The organism is Marinobacter shengliensis (assembly GCF_030297115.1).
Classification (GTDB): domain Bacteria; phylum Pseudomonadota; class Gammaproteobacteria; order Pseudomonadales; family Oleiphilaceae; genus Marinobacter; species Marinobacter shengliensis.
On the sequence record NZ_AP028062.1, the window covers coordinates 1,297,282 to 1,316,647 of the forward strand.

17 protein-coding genes are annotated in these 19,366 nt (G+C 58.5%); 7 read left to right on the plus strand and 10 right to left on the minus strand.

The genetic code is table 11. From position 1 onward, the window contains the following. Positions 1–60 precede the first annotated feature (60 nt). Positions 61–1,026, plus strand: a complete 966-nt coding sequence (locus QUE75_RS06015; protein WP_286254346.1) for a hypothetical protein — start codon at positions 61–63, stop codon at positions 1,024–1,026. Here the strand turns inward: QUE75_RS06015 and QUE75_RS06020 are convergent. The 4 genes from QUE75_RS06020 to QUE75_RS06035 are packed head-to-tail and all read right to left on the minus strand — an operon-like array spanning position 1,006 to position 5,762. Further along, complete coding sequence (locus tag QUE75_RS06020) at positions 1,006–2,193, minus strand: ABC transporter permease (protein WP_286254348.1); 1,188 nt, start codon at positions 2,191–2,193, stop codon at positions 1,006–1,008. The two genes, QUE75_RS06015 and QUE75_RS06020, sit on opposite strands and share 21 nt — an antisense overlap. Then, on the minus strand, positions 2,193–3,338 hold the full coding sequence (locus QUE75_RS06025) for an ABC transporter permease (protein ID WP_286254350.1): 1,146 nt from the start codon (positions 3,336–3,338) through the stop codon (positions 2,193–2,195). The genes QUE75_RS06020 and QUE75_RS06025 overlap by 1 nt, the downstream gene beginning before the upstream one ends. A 25-nt stretch (positions 3,339–3,363) precedes the next feature. Further along, positions 3,364–4,341, minus strand: a complete 978-nt coding sequence (locus tag QUE75_RS06030; protein WP_061333495.1) for an HlyD family secretion protein — start codon at positions 4,339–4,341, stop codon at positions 3,364–3,366. Then, complete coding sequence (locus QUE75_RS06035) at positions 4,338–5,762, minus strand: TolC family protein (RefSeq protein ID WP_286255614.1); 1,425 nt, start codon at positions 5,760–5,762, stop codon at positions 4,338–4,340. The genes QUE75_RS06030 and QUE75_RS06035 overlap by 4 nt, the downstream gene beginning before the upstream one ends. 263 nt (positions 5,763–6,025) lie before the next feature. On the opposite strand from QUE75_RS06035, the gene QUE75_RS06040 reads away from it, so the two are divergent. Then, a complete protein-coding gene (locus QUE75_RS06040) occupies positions 6,026–8,521 on the plus strand; it encodes a penicillin acylase family protein (RefSeq protein WP_286254352.1) in 2,496 nt (831 codons plus the stop codon). Between the two features lie 101 nt (positions 8,522–8,622). On the opposite strand, the gene QUE75_RS06045 is transcribed toward QUE75_RS06040, so the two are convergent. The 5 genes from QUE75_RS06045 to QUE75_RS06065 all read right to left on the minus strand — a co-directional run bounded on the left by QUE75_RS06045 (position 8,623) and on the right by QUE75_RS06065 (position 12,120). Continuing rightward, positions 8,623–9,060 carry a DUF7282 domain-containing protein gene (locus tag QUE75_RS06045; protein ID WP_286254354.1) on the minus strand — a complete coding sequence of 146 codons (438 nt, stop codon included), beginning with the start codon at positions 9,058–9,060 and terminating at the stop codon, positions 8,623–8,625. A gap of 104 nt (positions 9,061–9,164) precedes the next feature. After that, the gene (locus QUE75_RS06050) at positions 9,165–9,911 is read right to left on the minus strand and encodes an anti-sigma factor (RefSeq protein WP_286254356.1); all 747 of its coding nucleotides are present in this window, start codon (positions 9,909–9,911) and stop codon (positions 9,165–9,167) included. Further along, positions 9,908–10,516 (minus strand): sigma-70 family RNA polymerase sigma factor, encoded by a 609-nt coding sequence (locus QUE75_RS06055; protein ID WP_286254358.1) that lies wholly within the window; start codon positions 10,514–10,516, stop codon positions 9,908–9,910. The genes QUE75_RS06050 and QUE75_RS06055 overlap by 4 nt, the downstream gene beginning before the upstream one ends. Positions 10,517–10,523: 7 nt before the next feature. Further along, a complete protein-coding gene (locus QUE75_RS06060; RefSeq protein ID WP_286254359.1) occupies positions 10,524–11,057 on the minus strand; it encodes a hypothetical protein in 534 nt (177 codons plus the stop codon). Positions 11,058–11,139: 82 nt separating this feature from the next. Next, the gene (locus tag QUE75_RS06065) at positions 11,140–12,120 is read right to left on the minus strand and encodes an XdhC family protein (protein WP_286254362.1); all 981 of its coding nucleotides are present in this window, start codon (positions 12,118–12,120) and stop codon (positions 11,140–11,142) included. 99 nt (positions 12,121–12,219) lie between these two features. Between QUE75_RS06065 and QUE75_RS06070 the strand changes: the two genes are divergently transcribed. After that, a complete protein-coding gene (locus tag QUE75_RS06070; protein ID WP_286254363.1) occupies positions 12,220–13,692 on the plus strand; it encodes a metal-dependent hydrolase family protein in 1,473 nt (490 codons plus the stop codon). 21 nt (positions 13,693–13,713) lie between these two features. On the opposite strand, the gene QUE75_RS06075 is transcribed toward QUE75_RS06070, so the two are convergent. Beyond that, a complete protein-coding gene (locus QUE75_RS06075) occupies positions 13,714–14,634 on the minus strand; it encodes an AraC family transcriptional regulator (RefSeq protein WP_061333501.1) in 921 nt (306 codons plus the stop codon). A gap of 115 nt (positions 14,635–14,749) precedes the next feature. On the opposite strand from QUE75_RS06075, the gene QUE75_RS06080 reads away from it, so the two are divergent. Genes QUE75_RS06080 through QUE75_RS06095 form a run of 4 tightly spaced genes read left to right on the plus strand, consistent with a single transcriptional unit; the run spans position 14,750 to position 19,334 of the window. Further along, positions 14,750–16,243 carry a CoA-acylating methylmalonate-semialdehyde dehydrogenase gene (locus QUE75_RS06080; protein WP_286254366.1) on the plus strand — a complete coding sequence of 498 codons (1,494 nt, stop codon included), beginning with the start codon at positions 14,750–14,752 and terminating at the stop codon, positions 16,241–16,243. A 15-nt stretch (positions 16,244–16,258) separates the two neighbouring features. Continuing rightward, on the plus strand, positions 16,259–17,425 hold the full coding sequence (locus tag QUE75_RS06085; RefSeq protein WP_286254368.1) for an acyl-CoA dehydrogenase family protein: 1,167 nt from the start codon (positions 16,259–16,261) through the stop codon (positions 17,423–17,425). 29 nt (positions 17,426–17,454) lie between these two features. Further along, the gene (locus tag QUE75_RS06090; protein ID WP_286254370.1) at positions 17,455–18,234 is read left to right on the plus strand and encodes an enoyl-CoA hydratase; all 780 of its coding nucleotides are present in this window, start codon (positions 17,455–17,457) and stop codon (positions 18,232–18,234) included. A 14-nt stretch (positions 18,235–18,248) separates the two neighbouring features. Beyond that, positions 18,249–19,334 carry an enoyl-CoA hydratase/isomerase family protein gene (locus tag QUE75_RS06095; protein WP_286254372.1) on the plus strand — a complete coding sequence of 362 codons (1,086 nt, stop codon included), beginning with the start codon at positions 18,249–18,251 and terminating at the stop codon, positions 19,332–19,334. Positions 19,335–19,366 lie beyond the last annotated feature (32 nt).

Consider the following 19,366-nt stretch of genomic DNA (forward strand, 5'->3'; position numbering starts at 1 on the left):
CGGACACAGCGCCCGGTCTGCGGGAATATAGATGCAAACAACAGGTCCTGGAGCATAACGATGGAAAAAACGAGCAGGTTGTGGGTAGTGGGGGTGCTGACCCTGGCGGCCGTGACGCTGTCTGGTTGCAAGGTGAGCGCCACATCTGGGGATCGCTACTATGACCGCGATGAGCAACACTTTAGCCGCGGCTATTTCCTGGATGCCCGAGACACCGGGCGCTATTTCCCTGAGGGCCGATGGAGCCTGAATTACGAGACAGAAGTGTGCATTGGCGACACCCTGTATTTTGAAACAGCGGACCGACGGGTGCGTGTCTATGGCTCGCCCGCCTACAGCGAAAATACCTTTCGTGCCGCCGCAACAGAGGTGAGCACTCGCATAGACGGCGTGCTCAACCGGTTCAGAATGAGCTGGCGTGATTTCGTCGATGAGCGCAGCTCAGCCGTGCCGTACCCGGAACAGGTCATCGCCTGCTTGAGCCCGAGAGTCAGCAACAGCAATCTTGCCTCAGGCACCCTCGCCGCCGTGGCCGTCGCCCCCTATCACCGAAGCTGGCCCTACGAGGCCGGGCAGATCTTCACCCATGAACTGGCCCACTACGTTCAGGAAAACCTGAGCCGCCACACTGCCTCCACGTCTTTGCTGCCGTACTGGTTTGCGGAAGGCCAGGCAGCCCTGGTGGCGGGTGACCCCGTAGCATCTGCCTATCGGCATTACGACTATGCCCCCCTGCGAGACGCCACCAGAAACGACGCCAGCAATGTCAGCTACCGTTTCGAACATTATGCACTGGCATACCGCTATCTGGAGCGGGCCAACGGCGCTCTGGAGATGACGCTGCTGCTGGATCTGGTCCAGTTTATGGACTGGACGGGCGATTACCGCGGGGTGATCAGCTCGGGCGAATCACGGGCCTTTGTGGAGGCGTTTGATGCCATGGAGCTGGTGGACCATCGGGGGCGATACCTGAGCTTTGCCCGTTTTCGGGCGGACTACCATTCCCTAGTAGGAGCGGGCGGCTGATTCAGCATTCATCCGGTTGCTGCTGCGTCTTCTTTCTGACATTACGAGCAGCAGGATGCCCAGCCCAAAAAACAACGAGAGGCCGGACAGGTACGCAATCTCGGAGGTCAGGCTTTGGATTGGGGCCCCCATCTGATTGAGGGACAGGAAGCCCTGAATGCCGGGTTTGGCGGGAATCATCATGGTGAGTGAGTCTAGCCACTCCGGGAGATTAGACGCCGGCCAGGCAAACCCTGCCGTGAAGGCGATGGGCAACGACGACAGCAGAACAATAACGGTCGTCAGTTCGGGCCTGGGCAAGAGGTAACCGAGCAGGATTGCAAAGAGTGTTGTTGCAGTGAGGAACAACAGGCTGAAACCGATTAATGCGAACTGCGGTGCAGCGTGCGGGACGCCATAAAGCTGATAGAAAAAGCCGAAATACAAAAGCGCCAGGATCAGGTAGGCGAACACAAACGTTACTAATCTGATCGGAAGTGCCTGTCGGAGCGGGGTAGTGACAAGCCCTGATAACCGGCGGGCCCGATCCTTGATGGTGACCGTGCCTGCTGCAATCAACAGCGTCTGGTGCAGGATCAGAACAAAGACGGCAGGCACAATATAGTTGATGTATCCGCCCGTTGGGTTGAACACCCCATGTGGAGACATCCTGAACGGCATGATTTCACCGGGAATGTTGGCGGGGCTGCTGCCTTTTCGGAAGCTGCTGATAATCTGTGTTTCAACGGAAAGCGTGGTTGTTGCCTTCAGCAGGCCTTCGACAATATTCCCATAAATCAGAAAATAGCTGGCGTCACCGGCGAACGCGATATTCACCGGGCGCCCGAGATAGACGTCTCGCTCGAAGTTGGCGGGGATGACCAGCAGCCCGTGAACGACATCGTTCTCCAACAGGGCGGTTGCCTCAATCATGCTTTGTGGGAGGGCCGCCACGCGCAACTGGGGCGTTGCGTCGGCCATGCGTATCAATTGCCGGGCGAGCGCTGAGCGGTCCTGATCCAGAACCGCCAGGGCCTGTTGCCCCGGAACGTTCTTCTGGTAGGGCAGCGGGTAAAGCAGTGCATAGAATAAGATGCCACCGATCATAACCAGCATCACCGATCTGTCGTGGATGATATTCGACAGTTCGGCTTTCCAGGCACCCCACAGACTGGTGTTGCGGATCATCAGCTCACCTGCTCTTCAAGTTTGGGGTCAAGCCTTGCCGGAAGTAGCTTCAGCGCTATTGGCAAGACGAGTAGGAAAAGCAGCAACGCAATCAGTGAACTGACAATGAGCGGCAGGGAGGCGCCGTGGTCGGCAATGTCCACCTGCAACTTGATGTAGTGAGTGGATGGCATCAAGCCTCCCCAGGCCCATGCGATCACATTCATATCACCTCGGGGGAAGGTAATACCCATAAATGCAAACGCAGGGGCAAGATACGCAGCGCTAACACTCATTGCTTTTACCCGGTCCCGAACGAGAGCGACAATGAGGACTGCCATGGCCTGAACGCTGGAGATGGTCAGGGCCAAACCAAGAAGAAGCCAGACGATGTTGCCGGATGGCTGCCACCCCAGAAAGAGGCGGAACAATACGAGCATCAGCAACCCCTGGAGCCAGAGGAGCAGGCTGACAGGCGCAAGCGCGGCAGTGATCGCTTTGCTCCGCTCAGTCAATGGTGCCGGGATGGCTTGTTTTTCGAGTCGCCAGCTTAACGTCAGAACCGTTGAGATAACGATGATAATTTGCCAGAGAGCCGGCGATATTGACGTCACCAGAAAGCGCGCGTAGCTCATGTTGGGGTTATATAGCGAGGTGACTTGCGGGCGCACTGGCACTGCCGAGGTGATGGCTTCAGGGGCAGTCTGGCCATGGCTGATCTTAAGGCCAACACCCGTGCGCGCGGCCAGATCCATGGAGGCGCTTATTAACGATGAATTGATGAATTTTCCGGACAACAGATATTGATTGTTGTAAAAGGCGGTCACCGTCGGGCTGATCGAAAGCCGAAGGTCTCGGCCAAAATTTTCCGGAATGATAACAAGGGCAAGGATTTCAGATCGCTGAAGGGCATCTGCGCCAGCGGACGCTGAGGCGTATGACCTTAACAGGCTCAGGCCCGGGCTTGCGTCCAACTGACGTTCAACCGTATAGGATTCATGGCTATGGTCCAGATTGACAACACCCACGGGAAGAGATTGCGGTGTTCCAATCCGGAAGATACTGATCAACAACACGAACAGAACCGGCGGTAGCCAAACGACCACCGCAAGCAGCCAGGGCTGCTCCCGCAGAGCTTTCCATCCAGTCAGATGCTCACGACCCATCGGGCTCTCCGGTCCGTTTCCGAGCTTATGGTGCCATCTCAAGAAGAACACTCATGCCCGCCCTTAATCCAGCGATTGGCTCCACAGGTTGCATTTCTACCTCGAACGTTCTCATATCAAATCCGCGCCCTGGCGTTGTTGCACGCCATGTTGCGTAGTCCCCGAGCACAGAAATATGGCTGACACGGAATCGTGCGGATTGATCAAGGGCAGGGATTTTCAGATCAAATTCACTGCCTTCCGTGACTCGGCTGAGCAAATCTTCCCTGACGTTGAATAATGCCCACGAATCATCAAGATCAGTGACAATAATCACCGGGAAACCCTGGGGGGCAAGCTCTCCCTCGTTCAACAGCACATTACTGACAATGCCACCTCTGTGGGCCCGCGCCACAGTATCATCCAGCAGTTCAGCAACTTCGTCTCTCAAACTTGAGGTGGCTGCTTCACCGGCTTGCGCCGCGGTGCGGGCTTCCTGCCGTGGGCCTGCTTCGGCCAGTTTCAATATCTCAGATGCCGTAACCCGTGTTTTCTCGGCCACCTTCCACAGTGTGAACGTATCGTCGGCTCTTTGCCTGGCAACCAGACCCTCATCTGCAAGCGCACGAATACGTTCAAAGGTGGTTTTTGCCAGTGCCTCGGCGGCCAGTGCTTTTTCATACTCGCTGCGAGCTGCGGCGATACGTTCTTCACGCGTTCCACCCTCAACGGCTTGAGCGAGAGATTGGCTTATGGTTTCAAGCGCTTCTATCTGAGTCAGTTTGGCCTCAAGCTCCGGGCTGTCGATGCGGAAAACCTCAGTGCCTGCCTCTACGCGATCCCCACGGCGGACGCTAATGTCTGCAACCCGCCCCGGAATTTTGGACGCCACCATATGTTGCCTGGCCTCAATCTGCCCCTGTAACTGGATGGGGGCAGGTGCGTAGGCTTTCCAGAAGACGATGACAATACCTAACAGGATGACAACAACGATAAGAGGAATGGCAATTCGTTTCGCAGTCACTGAATTTCATCTCCTTCAAGCACGTAGGAAAACAGGCTTTCATAGTCGCCGCTCAGGGTCAGTAACTGAGTAAATGCCAGCACGAAACGGAGAGCCGCTGCATCACGACGGGTCTGTGTGGTCGCCAGGAAGGTTTGGGCATCGATGACATCAAGCGAGCGCCCGAGCCCTTCAGCGAATGCGCGTTCCTGCAATCTTAAGGTCTGCTCTGCCAGGGCCACGGTCGATGCCAGGTCCCGGTGCTCAGCAAGGGCCTGCCGGGCTTCACGGTAGTTCCGGTCGAGTAGCAACTCCAGCCTTCGTTGAGTGGCCTTTTGCAGTGAATCGACCTCACGAACGGTGTTGTCGGCTGCGCCTACCTTGCCGTTGCGGCCACTACGATCCACCAGCGCGATTCGGACGCCCACGCCAACCAGCCAATCCGGCGTGAGATCGCTCGCCAAAGAATCGTTCTCATACACGTTGTAGCTGCCGAACAGAAAAACGTCCGGGCGATACAGGCCCCGGCTCGCTTGGGCAATGTTCTTCGCCTGCTCATGCTTGGTGGACAGAATCCGCAGGCTCGGGTGTTCGCTTAACCCTGCCTCGAACGTATCCCGCGGAGGTAATTGCGGGAGGGTGAACAGAGGCGTTGTTGGATCCAGCCGGCGCGATTCAACCCGGTGCCCGTTATCCTGGAAATCCATATGTATCAACGACGCAAACGCGTTGTGCGCCGTGTCTCGTTGTTCCTCAACCGCTCGGGTGGTAATCCTGGCTCTGTCATAAGCGGCTTCCGCAGCCAGGCGCTCCACGCCGGAAATCTGTGCCTGATCCTCCAGGGCTGTTGCCACATGCAGATGCCTGGCAAGAGCGCTTTCTACCTGTTGCTGAGTGTTCAACGCGCGCTCCGCCATTACCAAACCGAAGTAGGTCGCAACCAGCTCCGTAAACCGGGCCCGCCGGACTTCCTCCAGGACATGTGATGCTTCGGTCTGCTCGAGTTGAAGCAGATTTTTCTTGGCCGTGATTTTTCCGCCGGTATAAATCGGCCACAGAGTGTTTATTGAGCTTCGAGTTATGTTGCGGCTTGTGACGGGTGTCTGGAAGGCTCCGGGGCCGCCAATCAAGTCGATCAGCAATTGCCCTGGTATGGTTTCCGATGCGCTGTTGAGGGGGGTCAGAGACAGCGCATCCAGTTCTATCTGGGAGTCGAGCCGCGTGTAAGACCCCGCTAGGTCAACTTGGGGCAGATACAAGCTGTTCGCCGTTGATGCCAAGGCTTCCGCCCGAAGACTGGCTGACTGATTTGCGGACAGCAGATCGTCGTTTTGGAGAAGTGCTTGCCAGGAGTCGGGCAGGGTCAGCGAGGCAGGTTCTTCATAACCTTGTGCAGTAGCGCAGAAAACGATGGCCATAGTGAACGAGAGAAGCTTGGTCATACGCTGCACGCTGGGCCTTCCTCCAGTTGCGCTAGATTCGGCTCGCGTCGTATCACGGCCAAAGGTTATAAGTTCAAATTATTAGAAAAAAGCGGGTTTTACAACTTTTTACCTGCTTCGCTCGTGAGTTCTTTGGTGCAGGATTTGGCCACAAGTGATTGGCATAATATGTGTTATGCTATAAATTAAGTGTGTGATGGATAAATTCTGACCAGTTGGTCAGTGACCAAAACAACAAATCCAAACACGATGGAGCAACCCACATGATGACAATAAAGCGTGCCATGCTGCTGGCGGCGCTGGTGGCTGGTACAACCGGCTGCCTGAGCTCTGGCGGTAATTCCGCATCGGATAACCTCACGGGCCCCGCTGCAGATGCCCCCGGGCTTGATCGCTACCGCGCGACCGTTACCCGGACTTCTTTCGGTATTCCTCATATTGAAGCGCCAGACTTCGCCAGCATGGGCTATGCCTACGGTTATGTTCAGGCGGAGGACAACCTATGCCTGTTGGCTGAGGACACCCTGACGGTTCGGGGCCTGCGCGCGCGTTACCTGGGTGGGGAAGGGCAATACACCATTCCTGCCAACGGTGCCGTGGCCAGCAACGTGGATGCCGATTTCTTCTGGCGCACCGCCATCACAGACGCCGCTCTGGAATCACAGCGCAGCAACAGTGATCCAGAGGTGATCGAAGCATCCCAGGGCTATGTGGACGGATTCAATCGCTACGTTGATGAAATCCGTCGTGGCGAGCACCCGGGGCGGCACCAGGCATGCCGTGATTCAGACTGGCTGTTGCCGTTAACCCTGGATGACATGTTCCGGCGCTACTTCCGGCTTGCGGTCCTGGCCAGTTCGTCGGTGTTTGTTGAGGGCGTTGCCAATGCCCAACCTCCGGCCCTGGATTTCATTGGTGGCGACGGGCCGGATGAAGGGCTGATTGATACCCTGCTAAACACCCTCGAAGGGCCTCTGCCTTTCCCGCTCTCACGGGAGTTGAGCATCGGCAGCAACATGTACGCGTTTGGTTCCGAGACCACCCGCGATGGCCAGTCCCTGCTGTTCGGCAACCCCCATTTCCCGTGGGAGAAGACCGAACGACTGTACCTCGCTCATCTCAAAGTGGGTGATCAGGCGGAAATCATGGGCGCTGCCCTGTACGGCTTGCCGGCGGTGCTCATCGGTTTCAACGAGAACTTCGCCTGGAGCCACACGGTGTCTACCGCTTTCCGTTTCTCGTTCTACGAGCTGACTCTGAACCCGGCAGACCCCACGCAATACCTGTTCGACGGCGAATTTGTAGACATGACCTCTGAGGACATTACCGTGGAGGTGCTTGAAGCGGATGGGGCGGTTTCTGAGCAAACCCGCACGCTCTACCACTCGCACTATGGCCCCATGCTGGAGTTTGCTGTGTCCGGTGTGCCGGTCTTGTCCTGGTCGCCGTTGAAGGCGTATACCCTTCGTGATGCCAACGCCGAGAACGACCGCTTGCTGAACCAGTTCTTCCGGTGGAACCAGGCGTCCAGCTTTGAGGAGTTTGTGGAGCTTCATCGCAGCGTGCTGGGGGTGCCCTGGGTGAACACCATTGCTACCGGCCCGGGCAAGCCCGCGTATTACGGTGACTTGACGGTGGTTCCCAACGTAACGGATGAGTTGGCCATGCAGTGCCCGACCGCACTTACGCCGGTTCTGGGCGCATTGATGCCGGGGTTGCCGATACTGGATGGCAGCCGTTCAGACTGTGACTGGGGGATAGATGCCGACGCCCCGGCGCCTGGCGTGTTTGGCCCTGGCAACCTGCCCACCTTGTCCCGGAACGATTGGGTGCACAACTGTAACGACAGCTATTGGCTGACTAACCCCGATGAACCGTTGACCGGTTTTGCCAGCATCATCGGGGATGAGGGCACAGCAAGAACGTTGCGTACCCGGTTGTGCATTGCGCATGTAGAGGAACGTTTGGACGGCACTGATGGCCGTTCTGGCAGCCTGGGGTTCGACATGGACAACCTTCAGGATGTGGTTCTGGAAAGCAGCCTGATGTCGGAACGACTGGCCAGAGAGTCAGTTGTCACAGCCTACTGTAACCCGGTGTCCGATTTGCTCAGCGGCGTGACCCAAACCGGGATTGCCGAGGCCTGCGACGCGCTCGAAGCCTGGGATGGCACCTATAATCTGGATTCACGGGGTGGCCATATCTGGCGGGAGTTCTGGGCACGTTTGAACCCGCTGCCGGTGCCTTCGCCCCTGCAGTGGCTGGTGCCATTTGATGCTAACGATCCGGTAAACACCCCCAGAATGTTGAACGTGGCGGACCCCCTCACCATTCAGGCTTTCGTAGGCGCGGTTCAGGCGATTCAGTCTGCCGGCATCCCCTTCGATGCCCGCTTGGGAGACCTTCAGCGTTCCGGGATTCACGAGGGTACCGCCATTCCTGTATTTGGCGGTGAAAGCTCTGAGGGGGCGTTTACTATCGCGTCCAGCCGAGACTCCAACCTGGAGGAAGCTCAGGGCTACTCTGTGACCTATGGCAACAGCTACATCCAGACGGTGACCTGGGGTGACGATGGCAACCCGATTGCTGAGGGATTTGTCACTTACTCCCAGTCGACCGATCCTGCATCGCCTTACTACCGGGATATGACGGAAGCCTATTCCAACAAACAGTGGATTCGGTTCCCCTACACAGAGCAGGAGATCCGACAGGACCCGGCACGGGTGGTTGTCCGGCTGAATGAGCCAGCAACTCCGTGATGGTCATTGTCTTAAGGTGAAATGAAAAAGCCCCCGGTAGCGAAAGCTGTCGGGGGCTTTTCTTCAGGCCTTATCGGAACGTAAGCGATGACCTGAATCCGTTATTTCGCAGTAATCACGGTCATTACCAGCTTGCCATCCCGGCGAATCGGGCCGTCTTCCTTGGCACCCAGGGTGTATTCAAAAATACCGGTCTTGCTGCCGCCTTCCTCGTTGTGAATCATCAGCATCAGCTTGTCGCCGCTGGCGACTTCTTCGGTCAGGATGGCCGCGACATCCATATTTTTGCCTTTCTTCAGGGGAGCGTAGGCTACCACAGGGCCGGGCTTCATGGCTTCGTCCGTGCGGTGCACAACCAGCCAGCCGTTCTCTTCAGTCACCACTTTCTTGGCGGTTACCGTGCCTTCGGATACAGATTGGTCATCGCCCCAGACACCCACTTTGTTGCTGTGATCCATCGCCAGCGCTGAGCCGGAGGCGAATGCGCCGGAAACCAGGGCGGCCGCCAGGAATGCAGTGGTTTTGATGTGCTTCTTCATTGTGTGCTCCTTAGGTTCGGGTGTACCCATCCATCACCTTGTTTTTGATGGGAGTACAAGCAGCTACGGAGCGGCGCCTGAAAAGTTTCAGGCGCCATCACAATTTAGTTGCGACCTTTGCCTTGGTCGGCAGAGGTGGGATAAAGGAAGCCGTGAATAGCCGGCCCAGTCGGTTGCCCTGTGGGTGAACCACCCTTCGGCTCAAGGCTGATGCCAAAGGTGGCGCCACGCAGAGTTTCCGGGTCGTAATCACGCAGTGCAGCCTGGTCCAGGGTGAAGTTTTCGCCGATCACGCCCACCGATCGTGGGTTGGGGCCATACTCCTCTGCCACCATCCACAGCTGGTAAGATTTGTCTGGTTGAGGTTCGGCGGTTACCGGCTGGATATTCAGCTGGCGGCTGGTCAGGTCCACCGTCAACAGGAACGCAGGCTGTTCATCGTTGTGCTGGAATACCGCCACGAAGGATTGCGCTTGTGGGTCCGGCTCCGGCTGGGTGGCCAGCACGGCAACCAGTACCAGCGCCGCTGCCGAAGCAATGGCCGTGCTCCAGCGCCAGCGGGTCAGCTGTTTCCGGAGACTGATCACATTGTCTGGCACCGCACTTGGGGATTTGGGAGCGGATGGTTGCTGCTCGATCGTTCGCTGAATTCGTGCAAACAGCTCCGGGCCGGGCGCTACAGGTTCAACCCCATCAAGCATGCCAGCCAGCCGGGCCTCCCATTGCTGAATCAACGCTTCAAGCTCGGGTTCGCGGGCACGGCGAGCCTGCAAGGCATCCCGCTCTTCTTTTGGCAGAGTTCCCAGAACGAACTCTGCAACCAGCATATCCAGGTCGTCGCGTTCGTTCATGGTTCAAGACACCTTTTGATCTGTTTCAAAGCTCGGTGCAACCAGGTTTTCACAGTGTTGATCGGCTGGTCAAAATGCTTCGCCAACTGATCCCGGGACCAACCGTTCAGATACGCCAGACGAACCATGTCCTGGCGATCTTTTTCGAGTTGGTCAATGCAATGGTTCAAGTGCTTTACCGTTTGTTGATCTGAGATTTGTTCATGGGCAGTCGGCGAATGGTCCGCAATACTGTCCAGTTCGTCGCTTGCGGTCTCCCGCCTTGCCGGATGCCGCCGCAGTTCGTCGATAGCGCCATGCCGGGCAATGGCTGCAAGCCAGGTGATCGGTGAGGAACGTTCCGCATCGAACTGGTTCGCCTTATGCCAGACTTTGACATAGGTGTCGTGAATCACATCATCTGCCCAAGCCCGGTCCTTGAGGATACGCAGCACGGTGGCCAGAAGTTTCGGGGCGGTGGCTTCGTATAACTCGGCAAACGCTTTTCGGTCCTGCTGGGCAACCCGGTGCAGGAGCCGGGTGATACCGGAGCTGCCGTCCTGATCAGTGCTAAGGTAGTCACTGGCGCCGGGAGACGCGTCTGGCTGATGTGAGTCAGAGTACATGCGCGCCTCAGTCAGTCTGTTGCGGGGAGCGGGCGTCGGTCCCGATGAACAGGTACACGGAATGTCGGCGGTGGTCTTCTACCCGGTGCAAGGCGACAGCCGGTGCCTTGGGCTCGCCACTTGTGAACTGAATTCGCTCGCCCGCGGGCTTGCCATCACGCTCTCGAACGCCCTTTTCGGCTTGCCAATTTGGCCCAAGGCACTCAGACAGTTCGCTTGCGGCACGGGCGTGCATGGTTTCCGCAACCTCCTTATCCGGAGCAGACACTGTGCAGGTATAGGCGGAGTCTCCGTTGCCCCAGGCCCAGATCTCGCAATGGCCCTTGATCAGTTGCTCTTTTGCCCGGTAGATGGTCACAGAATTGAAGTTGCTGCTGCTTCCCCGGTAATCAGCGAAGCCGGTGGGATAATCCGCCACTATGTTCTGAAGGGTAGCGCAGGGATCTTCCGTACCACTGGTAACAGGTTGGAAACTGCTGCATCCGGCAAGTGCCGCGCTCGCCATAGTAATAACGAGAGCCGTGGTTGTGTTTCTGACCATCAATCGGTTCCTTCGCTGAATAGGGGGCTAAAGAGCATTTGAGCTTAACTGTAGAAGCGATGCAACGGCCAGACAAGCAAGATCAAAGTTGTTGGCGCGAGATGCCCTGCCGCACCCGAATAATATCTGCCATCACCGCCAGGGCAATTTCTGCGGGCGTTTTGCTGCCGATATTCAAACCTACGGGCATATGAATCCTGCGGATCTGTTGCTCGGTCAGTCCGCCAATGCGCACCAGACGTTCCCGCCGCTTTTCTGAGGTTTTCATGGACCCCATCACGCCGATGTAAAAAGCGTCGGTTTTCACGGCCTCCATCATGGCGGTATCGTCAATGCGCGGGTCATGGGTGAGCGCGACCACTGCGGTAGCGCGATGGCAGCCCTCACGGGCAATAAACACCGAGGGCAGCTCCTGTTGGAGTGTCACGTCCGCCAGGTTGAAGTGCCGAACTTCCTCGGGCCTTGGGTCGCACACAATGACTTCAAAGCCCAAGCTGTGTGCAAAGCTTGCGCAGGCGGTGGCAACCGGTGACAACCCTGCAATAACCAATCGCGAAACCGGGCCAACACGCAATCTCAGGCGGGCCCGGTCTGTCTCTTCGGTAACCCGTGCGCCCAACTCGCTCTCTGGTTCCAGGTGAATGTCTCCGGTTTCCAGTGATACCACCCGGGCAATCGGCCCGTCTCCCGATAGTGCTGACTGCAGCGCCAGAAAATGCTCTCGGGAAGCCGAAGATGCTGGCCAGTGCTCAATCAGAACATCCAGTACTCCGCCACAGGGGAGGGTTACGCGGGGATTGTTTGGGCCGTCCGGAGCGCCGTAGCGAATGCGATTAATGCGCCCTTTGAAGGTGTTGTCCTGCAGGCGGGCCAGAAAATCTTCTTCCACACACCCGCCAGAAAGCGAGCCACAGTGGGCACCATCCTGCCGGGCGATCAACCAGGAACCCGGCGCTCGGGGTGAGGAGCCAAAGGTGCTCACCACCGTACAGAACCAGAAGTCATGCCCCTCATCACACCAGTGCAAGGCTTGTTCAACAACTTTACTATCCAGTGGCTGCATGCAGAGATCGCTGTGTAGATGGATTCAAAGGCGGCCAGGCCGGCTCGCAGCATAGCCCAGATTGTCTATAATCGGGTACAAATCACAAGGAGCTGTCTGATGCCTGCGACACCCCACGCCGTTAAATTTCATCCGTTGCATCACCACCACGCCCACGGCGCCTGCCAATGTGGCTCACCTTTATTGACACAGTTCCATGAGCGCATGATGGCGGACATCAGTCGCCGCCAATTCATCGGAGGTATGGCCGGTGTGATGGCGATGTTTGCGGCATTGCACGCCCCGAGCGTACTGAGCCAGCAGCCAAAAGATGATAACCGGCCGATGCTGCTGAAAAACCTGAGGTTGTTTGATGGCAGCGGCGGGCCACTGCGTGACGGCGTAGCCATTCGCATTCAGGACGGCCGTATTCAGGCCCTGCTAACCAACGGCACAGACGCCGGTGATGCAGAGGTCATTGATTGCGGCGGTCGTGTTGTCATGCCGGGGCTGATTGACGCCCACTGGCACACCACGCTGGCGGGCATCAGCCAGCTGGAAGCCATGACCGCAGACCCAGGCTACGTGCATCTGGTTGCAGCCAAAGAGGCCGAACGCACCCTGATGCGTGGTGTTACCTCGGTTCGAGACGTAGGCGGCCCCTCGTTCGCCCTAAAACGCGCTATCGACAAGGGCATTGTGGATGGTCCAAGAATTTTCCCGGCCGGTGCCATGATTTCCCAAACTTCCGGCCATGGCGATTTTCGCATGCGGCACGAAGTGCCGAGGGGGACAGCCTCGCCTCTGAGTGAGCAGGAAAAACAGGGCGTTGCCGTGATTGCCGACGGCGAAGCGGAAGTGCTCCGGCGCACCCGTGAACAGCTGATGCTGGGTGCCTCCCAGATCAAACTGATGGCCGGCGGTGGCGTGGCCTCCACCTATGACCCGCTGGACAGCACCCAGTTTACCGAACGGGAACTGCGCGCCGCCGTAGAGGCAGCAGACGACTGGGGCACCTACGTGGCCGTACACGTTTACACATCCAAGGGCATTCAGCGATCTTTGCGCGCAGGGGTAAAGTCCATCGAGCATGGCCAGCTGGCTGATGAGGAAAGCGTGCGGATGATGGCCGGCGAGGGCGCCTGGTGGAGCCTGCAACCCTTCCTGCAGGATGAAGATTCCAATGTCTATCCCGATGCCGCGCGCCGCGAATCACAACGTATGGTGGCCGAAGGCACCGTGCGGGCCTACGAGATGGCCCAACGCTTTGACGTCAAGACAGCTTGGGGCACCGATATACTCTTCAGCCCCCAGAACACCAAAAACCAGTTGCGACACCTGGCCAAACTCACGCGCTTTTACGACTCGCTTACTACACTGGCCATGGCGACCGGCCGTAATGGTGAACTACTCGCCATGTCTGGCCCAAGAAGCCCCTATCAGGGCAAGCTTGGCACCCTGGAGCCGGAGGCGCTGGCGGACCTGTTGGTGGTGGATGGCAATCCGGAGCAAGGGCTGGAATTTCTGAATGATCCGAATACCAATCTGCGACTAATCATGAAAGGCGGGCGTGTCCACAAGAACACTCTGTAGCGCCCCTTTCCCCGGTGGCTGTCAATGTCGTGCCGTGTGGCGATAGTCACTCGGGGACTTGCCCATCACCTTCTTGAACAACCGGGAAAAGTAATAGGCGTCGTCATAACCCAGTTGCCGGCTGATGTCGGCGAAGCTCTGGCTGGTGGTGTCCAGCAACTGGCAGGCCCGCTCCACCTTCAGGTGCAGGAAGTGCTGAATGGGTGAGGTGCCAGTCTGCGCCCGATAGCGGGTGGCAAAGTGCGCCGGCGACAAGCCGGACAGTTCCGCCAGTTGCTGCAACGTTAGCCGTTCCTCAAGGTGTTCCCGCATGTAGTTATGGATGGTTTCCAGCTCCGCCTGTTGCGCCAGGCCGGTTTCGTCGGCATTCAGGGGCACGGCGGCCAGCAGTTGTCGCAAACGGTTGCTGGCGTGAATCAGCCCCCGGGCGCGAAACCCGGTCTGGCGAACCGACAACAGTCCGTTGAAATCCACCAGCAGCCTCGGTTGCCGGCCCAGATGGCGAACGTGGTTGTTGCCATCAAACCCCATGTAGTTTCTGAACTCTTCTGCCAGCGGCCCGGTGTAGTGCACCCAGTGAATGGTCCATGGGTTGTCCGGTGCGGCGGTGTAGCGATGGCTGGCACCGGCGGGTAGCAGCAGAAGATCCCCCGCGTTAACCGTCAGGGGCTCGCCCGCGACATTCAGGAAGGCCTGGCCTTCAGTGCAATAGATCAAAAGATTGTCACGATGGTGTTCCCGGTGCATGTGATGGCCAGCGGCCCTGCGGTAGTGGCCAAAAGCCAATGGGTACAGCTCGCGGGTTAATGGGTGCTTGGCTAGCAAGCGCACAATTGGTTCCGGCACCACATAGCGCACGCTGTCTGGCGGCACCGGCCATTGCGAGGTTTGGGTGGTTTTCGGGGTTCTCGGTTCCTGTGGCATCGAAAAATAATCCATCATGGGCGAAATTTAGTCAATCACCCTTTGCCAAACCCCATGCTACGCTCTTTTCATATCGTGCCGCTTCCAGATGGGAAACGGCGTTCCCGCATAACAACAAACAGGGATTATCAGCATGAAGAAGATACCTCAGTACATCGCCGGTGAATTTGCGCAGAGCCAGACCGAAAACTGGATCGACGTCACCAACCCCGCCACCAACGAAGTGATCGCCCAGGTGCCCTGTGCCACCGAAGCCGAAATGCGCCGGGCCATCGATAACGCCGGGGAAGTGTTCAAGAGCTGGAAAGAAACCCCGGTGTCCGAGCGTGCCCGGGTGATGCTGCGTTACCAGGCACTGCTGAAAGAACACCACGATGAGATTGCCGAAATCCTGTCCCAGGAAACCGGCAAAACTTTTGACGACGCCAAGGGCGATGTCTGGCGCGGTATTGAGGTGGTGGAGCACGCTGCCAATGTCGCCTCCATGATGATGGGGGAGACGGTAGAGAACGTAGCCCGCGAAGTGGATACCCATTCTTGGGTTCAGCCTCTGGGCGTGTGTGCGGGCATCACTCCGTTTAACTTCCCGGCGATGATCCCGCTGTGGATGTTCCCCATGGCCATCGCCTGCGGTAACACCTTTATCCTGAAGCCCTCCGAGCAAGACCCGATGACCCCCATGCGCCTGGCCGAGCTGTTCGAGCAGGCGGGTGCGCCGAAGGGCGTCCTACAGGTAGTGCATGGCGCGAAAGAGCAAGTGGATACCTTGCTCACAGACCCGGCCATCAAAGCCATTTCCTTCGTCGGCTCGGTGCCGGTGGGGCGTTACATCTACGAAACCGGCACCAGCCACATGAAGCGGGTACAGAGCTTTGCGGGCGCCAAGAACCACATGGTGATCATGCCGGATGCCGACAAACAGCAAGTGATCAATGCCCTGGTAGGCGCCTCCGTGGGAGCCGCCGGTCAGCGTTGCATGGCCATTTCTGTCGCGGTATTCGTGGGCGCGGCGCAGGAGTGGATTCCGGAACTGAAAGAGGCCATGGCGAAAGTGCGCCCCGGTGCCTGGAACGATTCCGGTGCCAGCTACGGCCCGGTCATCAGCCCCAAGGCCAAGGAGCGTATTGAGCAACTGATTGCCACCGGCGAGAAGCAGGGTGCGCAACTTCTGCTGGACGGCCGGAATTGCACCGTGGACGGCCTGCCCGACGGCAACTGGGTTGGGCCAACCCTCTTTGGCAACGTGACTCCGGAGATGGATATCTATAAGGAGGAAATCTTCGGGCCGGTGCTGACCTGCATGAACGCCAACGACCTGGGCGAAGCCATCGCGCTGATCAACAACAGCCCCTACGGTAACGGTACCTCTATCTTCACCAACCACGGTGGCGCCGCGCGCCGGTTCCAGCATGAGATTGATGTGGGCCAGGTGGGTATCAACGTGCCGATTCCGGTGCCCCTGCCGTTCTTCTCGTTCACCGGCTGGAAAGGTTCCTTCTACGGCGATCAGCACGCCTATGGCAAGCAGGCGGTTCGCTTCTACACCGAAACCAAAACCGTGACATCCCGGTGGTTCTCCAGCGAAGCCACCTCATCCGAGGCGAACTTCTCAATTCAGCTTCGCTAAAGGAGGAGCCGGGTAATGGACTTCAACCTGACCGAAGACCAACTGGCCTTCCGCGATGCCGCCCGTGCCTTCGCCGAGAAATCCATGGCACCGCACGCGGCCCAATGGGATGCCGAACACATCTTCCCGGTGGAGGTGATGAAGCAGGCGGGTGAGATGGGCTTTATGGGCATGTACACGCCCGAAGCCCTGGGCGGCATGGGGCTGTCCCGCCTGGATACCTCGGTGATCGTGGAAGAGCTGGCCATGGCTTGCCCCTCCACCGCTGCGTTTATCACCATCCACAACATGGCCACCTGGATGGTAGCCAGCTTTGCCTCGGACGATCTGAAGCAGGCGTTTGTGCCCAAACTGGCCAGCGGCGAATGGCTGGCCAGCTATTGCCTGACCGAGCCTGGGGCCGGCTCCGATGCCGCCAGCCTGCGTACCCGTGCGGTGCGAGACGGCGACAGCTATGTGATCAACGGCAGCAAGATGTTTATCTCCGGTGCCGGTGCCACCGATATTCTGGTGTTGATGGCCCGAACCGGAGATGCCGACAGCGGCGCCAAGGGTATCTCGACTTTCGTGATTCCGGCCGATGCCGAAGGCATTTCCTACGGCAAGAACGAAGAGAAAATGGGCTGGCACAGCCAGCCAACCCGTATGGTCACCCTGGAAGATGTGCGCATTCCCGCCAGTAACCGGGTGGGTGAGGAAGGCGACGGCTTTGCCATCGCCATGAAAGGGCTGGACGGCGGTCGCCTGAATATTGCCACCTGCTCCCTTGGCGGCGCCCAGGCGGCCCTGTTGCGGGCGCGCAACTACATGCATGAACGCCAGCAATTCGGCAAACCCCTGGCGGCGTTCCAGGCCCTGCAGTTCAAGCTGGCGGATATGGCCACCAACCTGGTAGCGGCCCGGCAAATGGTACGTTTGGGGGCCTTCAAGCTGGACAGCGGCGACCCGGAAGCCACCCTGCATTGCGCCATGGCCAAACGCTTCGCCACCGACGCCTGTTTTGACGTGGCCAACGAGGCCCTGCAGCTGCACGGCGGCTATGGTTATATCCGTGAGTATCCGCTCGAGCGCTACCTGCGGGATTTGCGGGTGCACCAGATCCTGGAAGGCACCAACGAAATCATGCGCCTGATTATCGCCCGCCGGCTGCTGGAGGATGGCGTGGTAGAAGCCATCCAGTAACCGGCCAGAGACAAAACAAGGAACCGATCATGAGTGACCTGATTCAACTTGAGAAACGCGACCACATTGCCATCCTGACCATCGCCAATCCACCGGCCAACACCTGGACGGCGGATTCCCTGGCAGCACTGGCGAAACTGGTGGAAGAACTCAACCAGGACCGCAACATCTTTGCCCTGGTCGTCACCGGCCAGGGCGAAAAGTTCTTCTCCGCCGGGGCGGACCTGAAAACCTTCGCCGACGGGGATCTTGCCCGGGCCAACGACATGGCCCAGCGTTTTGGCGAAGCCTTCGCCGCGCTTACCGCTTTCCGGGGCGTGTCTATCGCCGCCATCAACGGCTACGCCATGGGCGGTGGCCTGGAGTGTGCGTTGTCCTGCGATATCCGTATTGCCGAGGAGCACGCCCAGATGGCCCTGCCGGAAGCCAGCGTTGGCCTCTTGCCCTGTGCTGGCGGCACCCAGAACCTGCCCTGGCTGGTGGGTGAAGGCTGGGCCAAGCGCATGATCCTGTGTGGCGAACGGGTGGACGCCCAGAAAGCCCTGCAGATTGGCCTGGTGGAAGAAGTCGTGCCCTCCGGCGAGGGGCTGGCAGCGGCCCTGAAGCTGGCGGAAGGCGCCTGCAAGCAAAGCCCGTCGTCCATTGCGCGCTGCAAGCAACTGGTGATGAGTGCCCGTGACGGTCGCAGCCACAGCGACGGCTGGCGCATGGAGCGGGAACTGTTCGTAGAACTGTTCCACACCGATGACCAGAAAGAAGGCGTGAATGCCTTCCTGGAAAAGCGCAAGCCAGCCTGGAAGAACCAATAACCGTTGAGACTGCTATGAGCGAGCAACCCATTATTTTTGAAGAGTGGACAACCACCGGTGGTGAGCTGATTGCCGTGGCGCGGCTGAACACACCGCGCAACCTCAACTCGTTGTCTATGGAGATGATCCGCCTGCTTAAACCCCAACTGACCCGCTGGGCGGAAGACGAAAGGGTGTGCGCGGTCTGGCTGGAAGCCGAGGGTGACAAGGCCTTTTGCGCCGGCGGAGACATCGTGTCTCTGTACCGCAGCATGACCGAGCCGGGAAAACTCGGCGAGGGCGACCAGTTCTTCACCGAAGAGTACGAGCTGGACTACCAGATTCACACCTTCCCGAAACCGATCATTTGCTGGGGCCACGGCATTGTGATGGGCGGTGGCATCGGCCTGATGGTGGGCGCTTCCCACCGGGTGGTTACCGAGCACTCGAAACTGGCGATGCCGGAAGTAAGCATCGGCCTGTACCCGGACATCGGCGCCGGCTGGTTCCTCAATCGCATGCCCGGGCGAATCGGCCTGTTCCTGGGCCTGACCGGCGCCCGGATGAACGCTGCCGACGCGTTGTTCACCGGCATGGCGGACCAATTCGTGAAGCAGGAACTTAAAGCGCAGGTGGTCGACACCCTGGTTGCAGCCGACTGGCAAGGTGCCGATAGCCACGCCGTGGTCAGTCAGGTACTGCGCAGGTACGAGCAGCAAAGCCAGGATGCTGTGCTGGAATCACCGGTGCGGCAGCATTACGACGAGATCCAGCAAGCCACCGATGCTGACTCCCTGGAACAGGTGGTTGGTCGCCTGCAGGAATTCGGCAGCCGCAACGACTGGCTGGGCAAATCTGTGAAAGGCCTGGCCTCGGCCAGCCCGACGTCGCTGGCGCTGCATTGGCAGCATTACCACCGCAGCCGTTTGCAAAGCCTGGCCCAGGTATTGGACAACGAACTGGTCATGGCGAAGCAATGCCTGAGAAAAGGTGAGTTTGCCGAGGGCATCCGCGCCCTGCTGATTGATAAAGACATGCAACCCCGCTGGCGCTACGCCTCGCTGGGGGAAATCGACAACAGTTGGGTAGACGAGTTTTTCAGCCAGGAAGCCGAGGGCTAACCACTGCCCCTTGGCTTCACTACAACAACAAG